Genomic DNA, 14925 nt, shown 5'->3' on the forward strand with positions numbered 1-14925 from the left:
TTCCTTAGTGGTCGTGATTGCAATCCGGGCCGTGCACGTGGCCGTCATCGTCGCCGAGATCAGCCGGTTCCATCTCCAGTTGCAGACTTACCAGATTAGTCGCCAATGGGCGCAACAGCAGGTTGGCGTACTCTTCGTCGCCCTCTTCGACGTCCACGCCGATCAACAGTTGGCCGCGGCCGTCCTGCTGGATCCACAGCTCTTTGCCTTGCCACATGACCGCGACGCGGGTGCAGGAAGTTTGCAGTTGCGTGCCGTCAGTGTCTTCAAGGATCAGCTGCAGGGAATCGCTCATGTTTTACGCTCTCTTGGGGAGATGGAACCGTGCGCCGCGTTCAGGCGGCGCGCCAGCCATCAATTGATCTGGAATGGATAAACCGCGCCCAGTTTAAGGATTTGCGTCAGTTCATCCAGTGCCGTCCGGCATTCAAGCAGCAATTGCGGATCCGCCAGATCACTTTCGGTCAGGCGGTCGCGGTAGTGCTTTTCAACCCATGCGGTCAACGAACCGTACAACGGGGCGGTCATGATAACCCCTGGGTTGACGGCCGCCAGCTCGGTTTCGTTGAGCGCGACACGCAGACGCAGGCACGCCGGTCCACCGCCGTTCTGCATGCTTTGCTTGAGGTCGAAGACTTTCACTTCGCGAATCAGGCCGCCGGAGCTGGTCAGGCCTTGCAGGTAATTCCACACGCGCTCGTTGCCACGGCACTCTTCCGGCACGATCAGCAGCATCGAACCGTCAGGACGCGACAGCAGCTGGCTGTTGAACAGGTAGGAACGCACCGCGTCGTCCACGGTGACCGCCGAACGCGGTACGCAGACCGACTGGAACTTGCCGCCGACCTTGGCCAGTTTGGCTTGCAGTTCGGCCAGCATCTGATCGGTGTCGAGGAACGCGTCCTCGTGATAGAACAGCACCTCGCCGTTGCCCACCGCGATCACGTCGTTGTGGAACACGCCCTGATCGATCACCGCAGGATTCTGTTGCGCATAGACCACGCCGTCGTCACGCAGGCCGTGCAGACGGGCAACCGCTTGCGAGGCTTCGAGGGTCTGGCGCGCCGGGTATTTCTGCGGTGCCGGATAACGGGTGTCGAACGCACTGCGACCGAACACGAAGAACTCGACACCGGCCTCGCCGTACTCACGGCAGAACCGCGTGTGGTTCGCTGCGCCTTCGTCACCGAATTGCGCCACCGCCGGCAACGCGGCGTGGTGAGCGAAGTGCTGCTGATTGGCGAACATCGCGCCCAGCACGCGACTGGTGGTCGGGTGCTCGATGCTGCGGTGGTATTTGCAGTTCAGGTTGGCGGCGGTGAAGTGCACGCGACCGTCAGCGGTGTCGGCACTCGGGCTGACCGTGGCGGCGTTGGCCACCCACATGCTTGACGCCGAGCAACTGGCGACCAGCAGCGGCATCGCTTCTTTGGCGGCGCGCTCGATCACTTGAGCGTCGGTGCCGCTGAAACCCAGACGGCGCAGAGCAGCGACGTCCGGACGCTCCTGCGGTGCGAGAACGCCCTGCTGAAAGCCCATTTCCATCAGCGCTTTCATTTTCGCCAGACCTTGCAGCGCCGCTTCCTTCGGGTTCGAAGATTGCTGGCTGTTGCTCTGGGACGCAACGTTGCCGTAGGACAGACCACCGTAGTTATGGGTCGGCCCCACTAGACCGTCAAAATTGACTTCATAGGATTTCATCAGCGAGGCTCCACGAGAATCTGTTGTTATAGGCTTCAGTAACTATTCTTTGAGACCGCGGCGCGGCCATCGCTGGCAAGCCAGCTCCCACAGGGATCTCATCGCACTTGTGGGAGCTGGCTTGCCAGCGATGGGCATCACGCCATCTTCACGCCAGGCGTCAGGGCTGCCGGCAACACCAGGCTCGGGGTTTCCAGCGAGGCCACCGGGTACGCGCAGTAATCCGCCGCGTAGTAGGCGCTGGCGCGGTGGTTGCCCGAAGCGCCGACACCGCCGAACGGCGCGCTGCTCGCAGCACCGGTCAGTTGCTTGTTCCAGTTGACGATCCCGGCACGGCTTTCCAGCCAGAACTGCTGGTAGCGCTCTTCGGAATCCGACAGCAGGCCAGCGGCCAGGCCGAACGCAGTGTCGTTGGCTTCGGCAATCGCCGCCGCGAAATCGGCGTAGCGGATCACCTGCAATAGCGGGCCGAACAATTCTTCGTCGGAGCGCTCGGCAACCGCCGTCACATCAACGATGCCCGGGGTCAGCAGCGCCGACTGCGCCTGTGGCTGAGTCATCGCCAGCAGCGACACCGCGCCATTGGCCAGCAGATGCGCCTGGGCATCCATCAACGCTTTCGCCGCGCCGAGGGAAACCACCGAGCCCATGAACGGTGCCGGCTGCTGATCGAACGCGCCGACCTCGATGGTCGAGCTGACTTCCACCAGACGCTTGAGCAGGCTGTCGCCCCACGCACCTTCCGGCACCAGCAGACGACGGGCGCAGGTGCAACGCTGACCGGCGGAAATGAATGCAGATTGAATAATCGTGTACACCGCTGCGTCGAGGTCGGCGACCTGATCGACCACCAGCGGGTTGTTGCCGCCCATTTCCAGCGCGAGGATCTTGTCCGGACGACCGGCGAACTGCTGGTGCAGGTGATTGCCGGTACGGCTCGAACCGGTGAAGAACAGACCGTCGATGCCCGGATTCGCCGCCAGAGCGATACCGGTTTCGCGGGCGCCTTGCAGCAGGTTCAGGACACCGGCCGGCAGACCGGCTTCGATCCAGCACTTGACCGTCAGCTCGGCGACTTTCGGGGTCAGCTCGCTTGGCTTGAACAGCACGCTGTTACCGGCCAGCAGCGCCGGCACGATGTGGCCGTTCGGCAAATGGCCGGGGAAGTTGTAAGGGCCGAACACCGCGACCACGCCGTGGGGCTTGTGGCGCAACACGGCGGTGGCGTCGCCCAGCGGGCCGCTCTTCTCGCCGGTCCGTTCGCGGTAGCTCTGCACCGAGATCGCGATCTTGTTGACCATGCTGGTGACTTCGGTCGCGGCTTCCCATAGCGGTTTGCCGGTTTCCTCACCGATGGTGCGGGCCAGCTCATCAGCGTGGTTTTTCAGCGCGGCGGCGAACGCTTCGAGCACGCTGATGCGATCTTCCAGGGTACGACGGGCCCAGCTCGGGAACGCCTGACGCGCAGCCTGCACGGCCGACTCGACCTGAGCGGCGGTGGCGCCCTCCCCCGACCACAACACTTGCTGGGTCACCGGGTTCAGCGATTGAAAGGCTTCGCCCTGACCGGCCAGCCACTCACCTGCGATGTATAGCGAATTCATTATTTCGACTCCCGGGCAGCAGACAACGCCACGGCGCGAACCTGATCGCCAGCGTTGAGTTGAAGACGTTTGGCGGTCAGCGGATCGACCACCAGCGTACCGGCGGCCAGACGGGCCGGCGCAGCCGTGATGCGGCATTCTTCGCGTTTGCGGTTATGGATGATGAACGGCGTGGCGTCGTCGCCCGGCGTGCCGATGGCCAGCACCAGCGCTTCGCTGTCACGCACCGCGCGGATCTTGCTGGTCTCGCACTCGATGGCAGGACCTGCGTCGAAGATGTCGACGTAACCCTGATAGCTGAAGCCTTCGCTCTTGAGCATCGCCAGTGCCGGCTCGGTGTCCGGGTGAACCTGGCCGATGACGTTGCGCGCGTCCGGCGACAGGAAGCAGGTGTACAGCGGGAATTTCGGCATCAGTTCGGCGATGAACGCCTTGTTGCCGACACCGGTCAGGTAATCGGCCTGGCTGAATTCCATCTTGAAGAAGTGACGGCCCAGGCTTTCCCAGAACGGCGAACGACCGGCGTCATCCGACACGCCGCGCATCTCGGCGATGATCTTGTTGCCGAACAGTTGCGGGAATTCGGCGATGAACAGCATCCGCGCCTTGGACAGCATGCGGCCATTGAGGCCGGTGCGGTAATCGGCGTGCAGGAACAGCGAGCACAGTTCGGAGTTGCCGGTCAGGTCGTTGGCCAGGAACAGCGTCGGGATCTCGCGATAGATGTTCAGTTCCTGCGAGGCGCTGACGGTCAGGCCGACGCGGAAGTTGTACCAAGGCTCGCGCAGACCGACGGCGCCGGCGATGGCGGAAATCCCCACCACGCGACCGTTGTCGTCTTCGAGCACGAACAGGTAGTCCGCGTCGCCACGGCCGGCTTCACCGCGAAAGGTCTTCTCGGCCCAGCCGACCCGGTGGGTCAGGCGCTCTTCGTTGGCCGGCAAAGTGGTCAGGCCGGTGCCGGTGCTGCGGGCCAGGTCGATCAGAGCGGACAAATCGCTGCTGCGTACGGGACGAACAATCATGCTATCTCCTCAAACGGGCCGCCGTGGCCACCCGTGAAACTCGCTAAGGCGTTAAACCGCCACCAGGCGCACGCTGGCACCTTCACCGACGCCCAGGGCTTCGGCCGCTTCCAGATCCAGGGTCACCGGTTTGCCCGGCGCGTAATCCAGTTCAAGCAATACCGCGCGGTAATCCTGCAACTGGGCATTGGCCACCAGATACTGGCGACCGGCACCTTTGACCGGCTCGCCGATCTTCACCGGCACCACGCGGCTCTGGGCGATCGAACGGATCCCCGATACACGCGCATGCAGGGTCGGGCCTCCGTCGAAGATGTCGATGTAGTGATCGGTCTCGAAGCCTTCGCGCATCAGGATGTCAAAGGTGATCTGCGCACGCGGGTGCACCTGGCCCATCGCCTCTTGAGCGGAGTCCGGCAGCAGCGGCACGTAGATCGGGTAATGCGGCATCAGCTCGGCGAGGAAGGTACGGCTTTTCAGGCCACACAGACGCTCGGCCTCGGCGTAGTTCAGGTCGAAGAAGTTGCGACCGATGGCGTCCCAGAATGGCGAGTCGCCGTTTTCATCGCTGTAACCGACGATCTCGGTCACCACCGAATCGGCGAACCGTTCCGGGTGGCTGGCGACGAACAGCAGACGGCCACGGGAGTTGAGTTCAGACCACGGCGAACCCACCAGCTCGCGCTGCACGTAGAAACTGGTCAGCAAGCTGTTGCCGGTCAGGTCGTGGCATTGCGAGAGCACGTGGATCTTGTTGTGGATCTTCAGCTCGCGGGAGGCGTGCACGAAGGTCTCGTTGCGAAAGCTGTAGAACGGCTCGGAATAACCGGCCGACGCGACGATCGCCGAGCAGCCCACCAGTTTGCCGGTGGCGGTGTCTTCGAGGACGAAGAAGTAACTCTCCTCGCCGTTGAAGCTCACTTCGGCGGCAAACGAGGCTTCGCTCGCAGCGATCTTGTCGCTCAGGCGTTCAACGTCATCCGGCAAGGAAGTGACACCAATCGGGCTGTCCGCAGCCAGACGCTGTACCTCGCCCAGATCAGCCATTTGCGCGGGGCGCATCACCAGCATGGTGTCACTCCTTTCTCTCATCAATTCACAGAAAAATAACCGGGCAGCTACTGCATACACAGAGATCAGTGTGGGAGCGGGCTTGCTCGCGAAAGCGGATTGTCAGTCAACATTTTCGCTGTCTGACCCACCGCTTTCGCGAGCAAGCCCGCTCCCACATTTGATTTTGCCCGGCATCAAAATTGGGTTCGGCGCCTGATCAAGTCAGGCGCCGAAGGGTCTATCAGGCTTGCGTCAGTTTCGCGGCAGCGCGCTCGAAGCGATCCAGACCGGCGTCGATGTCCGCGTCTTCAACCACCAGGCTCGGGGCGAAACGGATCACGTCCGGGCCGGCCTGCAGAATCATCAGGCCTTCTTGTTCAGCGGCGTTGAAGATGTCCTTGGCCTTGCCTTTCCAGGCATCGCTCAGCACGCAACCGATCAACAGACCGAGACCGCGCACCTGGGTGAACAGGCCGTACTTCTCGCCGATCTGTTGCAGGCGGGTCTTGAACTTGTCGTGCTTGGCGTTGACGCCGTTCAGCACCTCAGGGGTGTTGATCACGTCGATTACCGCTTCGGCCACGGCGCACGCCAGCGGGTTACCGCCGTAAGTGGTGCCGTGAGTGCCGACGACCAGATGCTTGGCCAGCGCTTCGGTGGTCAGCATCGCGGCGATCGGGAAACCGCCGCCCAGGCTCTTGGCGCTGGTCAGGATGTCCGGAACCACACCGAAATGCTGGTAGGCGAACAGGTTGCCGGTACGGCCCATGCCGGTCTGCACTTCGTCGAACACCAGCAGCGCATTGTTCGCGTCGCACAGTTCACGGGCGCCTTGCAGGTAAGCCAGCTCGGCCGGCAGCACGCCGCCCTCGCCCTGGATCGGCTCCAGAACGACCGCGCAGGTCTTGTCGGAAACAGCGGCTTTCAGTGCTGCCAGATCGTTGTACGGCACGTGGGTGATGCCGGTGATTTTCGGGCCGAAACCGTCGGAGTACTTCGACTGGCCACCGACGTTCACGGTGAACAGCGTACGGCCGTGGAAACTGTTGAGCGCAGCGATGATTTCGTACTTCTCGGTGCCGAAACGGTCGAACGCGACGCGACGGGCCAGCTTGAAGGCGGCCTCGTTGGCTTCGGCGCCGGAGTTGCAGAAGAACACGCGCTCGGCAAAGGTGGCGTCGATCAGCTTGTGCGCCAGGCGCAGGGCCGGCTCGTTGGTAAACACGTTGGACACGTGCCACAGCTTGTTCGCTTGCTCGGTCAAGGCACCGACCAGCGCCGGATGCGCATGGCCCAATACGTTGACGGCGATGCCGCCGGCGAAGTCGATCAGCTCGCGGCCGGCCTGATCCCAGACGCGGGAACCGGCGCCACGCACCGGAATGAAAGCGGCAGGCGCGTAGTTGGGAACCATAACCTGGTCGAAATCGGCGCGTTGTACCGCAGCGTGCTCAACGGACATCGGAGTCTCCTGATGAGGGCCACCCGCCTGAAACTGGCGAGCGATGGGGGGATTGTAAGGACAGTTTTGTGCCCGGCCTTGTCGCCAAGCGACAACTTCTTATAGCGCAAACCCCGGATTTTCCCGGGTTTACGGCAATGCGACATATAGCGTCGCAAAGGCGCAGTTTAAACCGTCGCCGACAATTGCAGCAGCTCCACGAGCATATCAATTGGCGTGTGCCGGCCTGTCATACATATGTACCGCATCCATCGCAGAGATCTCTGGTTTGCTGACGGCTTCCCGACGTACATGGACAGACTCGATGCAGGCATCCAACGGACAGATTGCAGCCCACACACCGCTCAATCCCCCCGAGCACTACGAACCCCTCAGAAACGCTTTCCCGGAATGGCTCGGCAAAGCCTCGGCCGGCCGCCGCCTGGCCCTGAAGCACAATCGCCGCACGCTCTCCGACAAAATCAAGAAAGCACCAAAAACGCAGCATGCGGAATTGAGAGCCCTCATCGCCCAGCGCATGAGCGTGCAGAACGACATCGACCGGACACTGGAGCAACTGCAGGACGCCTACGCCTATGCCGAGCCGATCCTGAATCAGGCGCTGAAGAGCAGATTCAGTCTGGACGTGGATGTCAGGAACACATTCCTGCACCTCTACATCCCGGTGAAAACACCCGGATTTCCGATCACTATCGGCAGTCGGACCTGGACGGTGTCACTGCTTGATGCAGCGCTGCACAACTTCGAAGAAAACGAAACCGAAGCTGACGCTTACTCCAGCGAGTCGACCTTCACGACCAGACCATCACCGTCAGGTCAGTTCGAAACCCTGCCGCAGATAAAGGCACGCATGAGCATCGCGGCGTTCGCCCGCCTGTGTCGGGACCTGGACATCGGCGGCCGCTATAAAACGCATCTTGAAAAAAATCTGGGTATCGACGACCCCGTCGCCGGTGCGTCGCTGCGTCAGCGCATCGACGCCAACGAAAAGACCGCCCTCCAGGCCGCCCTGCACATGGCGAAAATGAGTGGCGACGTCAGCGAGCCGTATGTGAGCCTGATCGGCGGCTTACTCGACGATTTGCAAGGCATGCGAGTCAATGGTCAGACGCTGCTTTGCCATGACCTGAGCATGATGTCGTCGAAGCTGACCGGTATCGTTCTCTTCGCACCGGATCTGCAGCAGGCACGCACCCCGGTCAGGGTGGTGGCCTATGTGCCGGACGATCCCGAGCATCCGGTCAAGGAATACGCCTCGACCGCAGACATGATGCGCGAGCTGACACGTCAGCTGCGCAACCCGGAGTATCAGAAATTCTTCAGCCGCTTCGTGGCCCATGACCAGCGCGGGTATTTTTTCGCCGACCTCGGACAACGCCTGAGCCGGGTGAAATGGCACCCCACGGAACCCGGCAGCTCATTGCCGGCGTGGCGAGACACGCCTGTCGACAAGCCCAATCTGCAATTTGCCGCCACGCCCATCGAGGGCTCGCTGCTGGATCAGCTTTATCAACGAAAGCTGAACAAAATCCTCAATGACGCGGCAACGATCGCAGTCCCGACCGCCACGGTCGACCGCAATGCCCGGTGGGCGATATGGGACTCCTTCACCAGGATTGCCTCTTCGATCCTTGAAATCGCCTCGTTCGTACTGATGCCGTTCGTGCCGTTTCTGGGCGAAATGATGATGGCGTACATCACCTACCAATTGCTTGACGAGCTCTTCACATGCTACGTCGACCTGGCTGAAGGACTCACCACCGAAGCTTGCGAACACTACTTTGCCGCACTGGAATCCATGATCCAGCTCGGTGCATTCGGAGTCGGTAGCGGCATTGCCATGGCGGAACTGCCCAAGGTATTGCCGCCCGAAGTGGTGGCGTTCATGGATCGCTTCCAGCCGGTGAAACTGCGCAATGGCAAGACCCTGTACTGGAAGCCGGATCTGAAACCCTATCAGCGCCCATTCACCCCTGCGGCCGATTCCAGTCCCGACGCACAAGGCCTGCACCTGCTCGACGGAAAAAAACTGTTGCCTGCCGATCAGGCCTGCTACGCCGTCAGCGATCACGAACATCCCGGCAAGCTGCGCATCGAGCACCCCACCGATCCGGACACCTATCAGCCGATTGTGCGGCACAACGGCGAAGGTGCGTTTCATACCGAGCTGGAAAACCCGCTGCAATGGGACCGCGCCACCGCATTGCGACGTATCGGCCCACGCATGGAACCGTTTGCTCCGGCGAGACGCGAGCGGATTTTGCAAGTCAGTGGTTACACCGAAGACGGATTACGCAAAATGCACGTCAACCAGGAGCGTGTGCCACCGTTGCTGGCCGATACCATCGAACGCTTCAAGATCGATCAAGACCTGCAGACCTTCATACAACAGCTCTCCAGCGACGACCCGACCGAGTACCGAATGGCCGATCCGTTGATTCAGCTGCAACTGCTCAACGAGCAGGGCTTGTGGCCTGCCAACCGGCGACTGCGCTTGCTCAACGCCCGAGGCGAAACGATCTGGCAATCCTCCAGTGATGCGCAACTTCCGCTGACAGACATTCACCAGGGCCAGCTGACCGATGGTGATCTGCTCAAGACCCTGCTGGAATCCCTCAGCGAGCCCGAAAAAAACACGCTGCTCGACGAAGAATTCGGGCAGATGCTTGCCCTTGAAGCACGCACCCGGCGTCTGCGCGCCAGGCTCGCCCGGATCGCCGATCAACAGCGCCCGAACCTGTTCGAAAAACGCTATCAGTCACTTCAGCACCGCGATGCTCCACTGGTAAAGCAGGTGGCCCGACATGTGCCGCAACTCCCCGTCAGAATCACCGAAGAACTCATACACACCGCCACGGGTACCGAGCTGCTGCAACTGGCTGAAGGGCAATTTCCGCAGCGTCAGCAAGATCTTTCCGAAACCGCCACGCACGAACTGCGCATCACCCGTGCCTACGAGGGGCTTGAGCTGGACTCGGTGAGCAACCCCGATTCCGGCACCCTGGCCCTGCACAGCCTTCAACAGTTACCGGGCTGGTCAACAGACGTACGTCTGGAAGTCCGCGCGCAGTCCCGGGCAGGACGATTACTCGACAGCACCGGTCCCATGGAGGCGCCCATCCAGAAAGTACTGGTGCTCAAGTCCGATGGTCTCTGGCAGCCATACGACGAACAGGGACTGGAACTGCTTGGCCTCAGCGATTTCTACACAGCGGTTCTGCAAGCCCTGCCGGACGCGCAACGACAAGCATTGAACCTGCAGATCGGCGAAGGTGAAAAGCTCAGGCAAGCCATCCGTGACAATCCACTGCCCCGCTCCGAACTGCGACTGGCGATCTTGCCCGACTCTGTCCCGGCACCTGCCGTGGATGCCCTGCGCTTGCTGGGTACCGATGGTTACTCACGCAATCCGCCACCACCCCTGCAAACACCCCGCACGCTGGAAAACCGGATCAGACAGATCTATCCGAGAATGTCCGAGGCCGATCGGCTCGCCATGGCCCGACGACTTGAAAACCACCCGGGCGGCGCAATCGCCGAGCTGTCCCGGCTGCAACTGGAATACGCACAACTCGATAGCGACCTCAATCAATGGACGTTCGACCTCCCGAAGATCAACCCGGCAGACGGAACCCGGATATCGGACGACCAGCGGATGGTCGCCATCCGCGATCGCCAGACGTTCGCCCACGCTCTGCGCATCTGCTGGCGCAGAGAAATGCGCGGCCTCAATGGTTACGAAATGCATTTTTCCCAGCCGATCGTCGGCGCTCTGCCCGCCCTGACCGCAGACTTCAGCCATGTCGTCGATCTGGAACTGGTCGGCAGCGGTGGACCGGGCGCCGTGAACGCTTTTCTTGAACGATTCCAGGGACTGGTGCGCATGGATCTGCGCAATTTCGACCTGCACAATCTGCCACCGCGCCTGGCGAACCTCCCACACCTGAAACAGCTGACACTGCAACGTTGCGGTGTCGTCCTGACGCCGGAAAACCAGTCGCTGCTGTCATCCTTCAACGAGTTGACCGCGCTGAGCCTGACCAACAATCCGCTGGGCACCACGGTCGATTTCAGCACGTTGCCGAACCTGTCTCACCTTGACCTTTCCAGCACCGGGATCTCCGAAGTCCCGCCCGGATTGCTGAGTCACCCGCGCCTTATCAGCGTGTGGCTCGCCGATAACCAGATCACCACGCTCCCCGAGCCCTTTTTCGAACAGCCTGCTGCGACCACCGCCGGGTACGATTTTTTCGGCAATCCGCTTTCCAGTGCGACGCGGGAAAAAGTGAAGATCTATTTCAACCGGACCGGCAGCGACCTGGGCATTCGCCCCGATCAAGGGGATATCAACCGCACCAAGGCACTGTTTACCGACCTGAATGATCGTCAATCCAGCGAGCTGATTTACAGCCTGCCCGGTTCGCTGGCTCAAGGCCGACTTCAACTGGAACGATGGGAAAGCGAAATAGCCCGACTGACCACCGACCTGGCCACATGGTCACGAAACACGCCGAATCGCAATCCCGTTACAGGGGAGATACTGACTCCTGACGAACATGCCAATCAGTTTTTCGAGCGGGAGATATTTGCCGGCCGGATTGAACGGCTATGGCGTCACCGCTCGACCGCACATCCGCTGACAAGGGCAGACACATTCTCGGCACAGGCCTCGTTCATGGGGGACATGCCCACATTGATGGCAGATTTCAGCCATATCACCGCCATGTCCCTGAACGGAAACAAGCAGATCAATGCCACCTCGGCCTTCTTCCAAAGCTTCCCCCGATTGAAACGCCTGATACTGCACGACTTCGCACTTGATCAGTTACCACAGACACTCACTGGCCTGCCGGCGCTTGAGATACTGCTTCTGAAAAATTGCGGTGTGACCTTCACGGGCGAGCTGCAGATCGCACTGGCGTCAATGCACGAGCTGGAATCCCTCGAGCTGCCTGGCAACCCGTTGGTTGACGCGCCTGATGTCGGCAGCCTGACCAAGCTGACCTATCTGGATCTCTCTCGAACGGGCATCAGTCAGGTACCGGACGGCCTGCCCGGCCACCCGAGATTGCGTACAGCCATCGTCAGTGACAATCGAATCAGCGAGCTGCCCGAGGCCCTGTTTGAAATGCCCGCCTCCGCCAGTGAAGGATTCGACTTCTCAGGCAATCCGCTGAGCGACGACACACTTGAAAGGATCAAGCGTCATTCCCGAGAAACCGGCGTGGATTTCGCGGTGCTCGCCGAGCCCGCAGACATCGAGGCCATCCAGGCACTGTTTCCCGGCCTGGACCGCGAGGAGGCCAGTGATGTGTTCTATGGACTGCCTGGGGACCTGGAGCACGGACGGCGTCAGCTCAGGCACTGGAAAGCGGAGCTTGAGCAACTCACCGCCGACCTGGCGCAATGGAAAATGGCGATTCCCCAGACTCATCCAGTCACCCACCACCCCTTCACTCCCCCGGAGTTCCTCGCGGAACACTCGGCAAGAACAACGTTTGCCGAACGATTGCAAAAACTGTGGCGCACTCGATTACCGGACAATCCCAGACAACGGGGGGATTCACTGATCGCCAGTCTGACCTTCAGCGGCGAGCTGCCCGGCCTGACGACAGACTTCAGCCACATCCGCGCGCTCTCACTCACTGGCAATCCGGCGGTCAGCAACATTGACGGATTTCTTCAGCCCTTCTCCACCTTGCGCCACCTGGAACTGCACGATTTCAGCCTTGGGCAAAACCCGCTGACCGCCCTGCACATTCCCTCTCTGGAACGACTGGTTCTGGAAAATTGCGGATTTACGCTAACCCCACAAAGCCAAGCGAACCTGTCGTCTCTCGGCAGCCTGCATTACCTCAACCTGAACCACAATCCACTGGGGCAATCACCCACCCTCAAAACCCTGCCGGCACTGCTTCAACTGCACATGACCGACAGCGGCATTTCGAGCCTGCCTGACGGCCTGTTCGATCACCCCCGTCTGCTCTCTGCATTCTTCGATCGCAACCAGATCCGCGAACTGCCCGACATCCTCTTCAGAATCGACGCCCGGCCACCCCGGCAGATCAGCCTTGCCGACAACCCACTGTCATCTGCCATGCGCGAACGCATCAAACGTTGTTACCGGCAGTTCAGGCTGAGCTTTGGTGTTTCGATGCCACAGGAAGACCTCGAGCGGATCCGCGAACTGTTCCCGCCTCTGGACGATGAAGATGCCAACCGAGTGCTGTACCTGCTCGAGGGAACACTTGCTGACGGCCGGACGCAAATTGAGCACTGGGAAGCTGAACTACGGCAGCTTGAAGAGGACCTTGACCAATGGGTAACCGAGATCCCGCAACGCTATCCGGGCAGTGACCTTGCACTGACCCAAAGCGACCGCGCCGCAGAGTTCGCGAGCCGCACGACGTTTCGCCTGGAGATCGAAGCGTTCTGGCGCCAAAGGTCTGCGGTAAACCCGGAATCGAGAGCTGCTGCCCTCAACCTGAACGCGGAATTCATCGGTGAGCTGCCAGCCTTGAGCGCAGACTTCGCTCACGTCACGACGCTGTCGATCATCGGCAATCCTCAGCTACGGATCGGTACGGAGTTCCTGCGCGGCTTCACCGGCCTCGATTCGCTTGAACTGCGCGACCTGGCACTGGCAGAGGTTCCGCCGGCACTGACCGGAATGCCGGATCTGCAACAACTGGTTCTGAGTAACTGCGGGGTCGTGCTGAATGACGAGGGCAGCGTCGCACTGCATTCGCTGAAGCAACTGCTCAGGCTCGATCTCTACAATAATCCGCTGGGCCGGTTGCCCGACATCCGGAGGCTGCCGTCCCTGGAGTTTCTCGACCTATCCAACACCGGAATTTCAGCACTGCCTCAAGGTTTGCTGGACGCTCCCGGACTGGAAACGGCAATCCTCAGCGGCAATCGCCTCACCGAACTGCCCGTAGAGATCTTCGACCTGCCCGTCTCCGTCACCAACGGTTTTGACTTCGGCAACAATCCACTGAACGCGCTCACCCGAGAGCGCATCAAGACCTACTTTCGCGGGACCGGGGAAAACCTCGGCGTACTGGCCGAGCCGGCAGATATCGCCCGCGTCCAGACGCTTTATCCGGCGCTGAGCGATGAACAGGCCAGCACTTTTCTCTACCACCTCGAAGGCTCACTGGCCGATGGTCGACTCGAACTGGCCCGACGGGAAGCCGAACTCGGACAATTGCTGGGCGATCTGGCAGCCTGGGAAAGCGAGATTCCCGAGCATCGCTCGAACGGTCAGCCACTCACACAGGACGAACGCCTGGCGGAGGAGCAAAACAGAGCGCAGCTCAGGGAAGCGTTGCTGTCTTGCTGGCGTAAAACACCTGTAGAAGGCTCGGATGTGGGTGATCACGATTTCACGTTCAGATTGACGATACAGGGAGAACTGCCGACGCTGAGTGCCGACTTCGGTCACGTTTCGGACCTGTACCTGGCAAACACTCATGATGAATCGCCACGGGTCGGACGATTTCTCGAAGCATTCCCCAATCTCGTCAGCATCGATATTCGAGGCTACGGCCTGACCCATATCCCCGAAGCCATTTTCCGGATGAAACGGCTCAACACCTTGAGCCTGCCGGCATGCAACCTCACGCTGTCACCCCGTGATGTGGCCGGGCTGGCGAATCTGGACGGTCTGGATCTGCTGCACCTGCATGACAATCCGCTCGGGCTGACGCCTGACCTCAGCAACCTGCAGGGGCTTACCGATCTGGACCTGAGCACCACCGGCATTCGCGAAATCCCGAAGGGCGTGCTCGAAAACTTCAACTGGATGGAGGTGGATCTGTCGGGCAATGAAATCAGCGAAATACCGGACGAATTGATGGAGGTACCGGCGTATGTCGGTGATCGCTACGACTTGCGCGGCAATCCCTTCTCCGCTCAGGCCATGCAGCGCATTCGGGCTTATTACCAGGAGACGGGCATGACGCTGAACGTTGACGGCGTGCTCGAGCATCCGCCGGTGCGCAGTCGCCCCAGTGTCGAGATCGAGGATTAACAACGCTTGATTCAACAGCGCCATGAAGTATGGCGCTGTGATTGG

At 60.8% G+C, this 14925-nt stretch carries 7 protein-coding genes; 1 reads left to right on the plus strand and 6 read right to left on the minus strand.

Features of this window, described 5'->3' with window-relative positions; all coding sequences use genetic code 11:
- Window positions 1–4 precede the first annotated feature (4 nt).
- The 6 genes from KJY40_RS23050 to KJY40_RS23075 form a co-directional block, all read right to left on the minus strand.
- A complete protein-coding gene (locus KJY40_RS23050) occupies window positions 5–295 on the minus strand; it encodes a hypothetical protein (protein WP_011335531.1) in 291 nt (96 codons plus the stop codon).
- A 59-nt stretch (window positions 296–354) separates the two neighbouring features.
- Window positions 355–1701, minus strand: coding sequence for an N-succinylarginine dihydrolase (gene astB, locus KJY40_RS23055; protein ID WP_064598800.1), 1347 nt, complete (start codon window positions 1699–1701; stop codon window positions 355–357).
- A gap of 137 nt (window positions 1702–1838) precedes the next feature.
- Window positions 1839–3308 carry a succinylglutamate-semialdehyde dehydrogenase gene (gene astD / locus KJY40_RS23060; RefSeq protein ID WP_230737745.1) on the minus strand — a complete coding sequence of 490 codons (1470 nt, stop codon included), beginning with the start codon at window positions 3306–3308 and terminating at the stop codon, window positions 1839–1841.
- Window positions 3305–4330, minus strand: coding sequence for an arginine N-succinyltransferase (gene astA, locus KJY40_RS23065; protein WP_230733010.1), 1026 nt, complete (start codon window positions 4328–4330; stop codon window positions 3305–3307). Before astA ends, astD begins: the two co-directional genes overlap by 4 nt.
- 51 nt (window positions 4331–4381) lie before the next feature.
- Window positions 4382–5401 (minus strand): arginine/ornithine succinyltransferase subunit alpha, encoded by a 1020-nt coding sequence (aruF, locus tag KJY40_RS23070; protein ID WP_007951057.1) that lies wholly within the window; start codon window positions 5399–5401, stop codon window positions 4382–4384.
- A 223-nt stretch (window positions 5402–5624) separates the two neighbouring features.
- Window positions 5625–6845 (minus strand): aspartate aminotransferase family protein, encoded by a 1221-nt coding sequence (locus KJY40_RS23075; protein ID WP_064598809.1) that lies wholly within the window; start codon window positions 6843–6845, stop codon window positions 5625–5627.
- Window positions 6846–7149: 304 nt separating this feature from the next.
- Between KJY40_RS23075 and KJY40_RS23080 the strand changes: the two genes are divergently transcribed.
- On the plus strand, window positions 7150–14880 hold the full coding sequence (locus tag KJY40_RS23080) for a dermonecrotic toxin domain-containing protein (protein WP_230733011.1): 7731 nt from the start codon (window positions 7150–7152) through the stop codon (window positions 14878–14880).
- The last annotated feature ends 45 nt before the right edge of the window (window positions 14881–14925 follow it).

This window comes from Pseudomonas fitomaticsae (assembly GCF_021018765.1).
Classification (GTDB): Bacteria; Pseudomonadota; Gammaproteobacteria; order Pseudomonadales; family Pseudomonadaceae; genus Aquipseudomonas; species Aquipseudomonas fitomaticsae.

Bases quoted from the DNA above. Each gene is read 5' to 3' on its own strand.
- KJY40_RS23050 (WP_011335531.1), bottom strand. From the start codon at position 295: ATGAGCGATTCCCTGCAGCTGATCCTTGAAGACACTGACGGCACGCAA.
- astB (WP_064598800.1), bottom strand. From the start codon at position 1,701: ATGAAATCCTATGAAGTCAATTTTGACGGTCTAGTGGGGCCGACCCAT.
- astA (WP_230733010.1), bottom strand. From the start codon at position 4,330: ATGATTGTTCGTCCCGTACGCAGCAGCGATTTGTCCGCTCTGATCGAC.
- aruF (WP_007951057.1), bottom strand. From the start codon at position 5,401: ATGCTGGTGATGCGCCCCGCGCAAATGGCTGATCTGGGCGAGGTACAG.
- KJY40_RS23075 (WP_064598809.1), bottom strand. From the start codon at position 6,845: ATGTCCGTTGAGCACGCTGCGGTACAACGCGCCGATTTCGACCAGGTT.
- KJY40_RS23080 (WP_230733011.1), top strand. From the start codon at position 7,150: ATGCAGGCATCCAACGGACAGATTGCAGCCCACACACCGCTCAATCCC.